2 protein-coding genes are annotated in these 617 nt (G+C 72.1%); one reads left to right on the forward strand and one right to left on the reverse strand.

Annotated features, from left to right (window positions below):
* Nucleotides 1-145 (forward strand): carotenoid oxygenase family protein (locus AB8Z36_RS41700; RefSeq protein WP_369218521.1); only part of this gene is annotated, 145 nt, incomplete at its 5' end.
* Nucleotides 146-314: 169 nt separating this feature from the next.
* Here the strand turns inward: AB8Z36_RS41700 and AB8Z36_RS41705 are convergent.
* A partial coding sequence (locus AB8Z36_RS41705; protein WP_369218520.1) for an STAS domain-containing protein occupies nt 315-617 on the reverse strand: 303 nt, incomplete at its 5' end.

Genomic DNA, 617 nt, shown 5'->3' on the forward strand with positions numbered 1-617 from the left:
GTCCTGCGTGGACGATCCCGACCGGGGCGCTGCCGACCCGCTGATCCTCGCCGCCCAGGACTTCACCGGCCATCCCCTGGCCCTCGTCCATCTGCCGGGCCGGGTGCCGCTCGGCTTCCACGAGAGCTGGGTGGCGTACGAGTGAGCGGAGGTCACCGCGTGACAGCCACCTGAGGGCCGGGGGGATGGGGGCGTGCCCTCAGGTGGCTCGACTCACCGCGGGGACTCGGCGCGGTTCGCCACTTCACGGAGACCGTCTGCCCCGCTCTTCCCCGTGTACGCACCCGAATCCGCGCCGGATCCGAAAAACTTCCTCAGCCCCCGGCGGCGGGCGGCGGACGCCGTTCGACGAACGGCAGCAGCCCGCGCAGTCGGAGCCGGTCGAGTCTCTCGTGGACGCAGTCGCTCGCCGCCGTCAGCGCGAGGCTGCCGTTGGCGTGGATGGCGGCGTGCCGCATGCCGAGGAGGGTGTAGAGACTGCCCGCGTCGCACCAGGTCACCCCGGTGAGGTTGAGCAGCAGGTGCCGCCTGCCCGCCTCCAGCGCGCTGACGACGGTGTCGCTGAGTCTGCCGACGCTGCCGACGTCGAGCTCGCTGTGCAGCGTCAGCGTGAGAGC

This window comes from Streptomyces flavofungini, assembly GCF_041028215.1.
GTDB classification, from domain to species: domain Bacteria; phylum Actinomycetota; class Actinomycetes; order Streptomycetales; family Streptomycetaceae; genus Streptomyces; species Streptomyces flavofungini_B.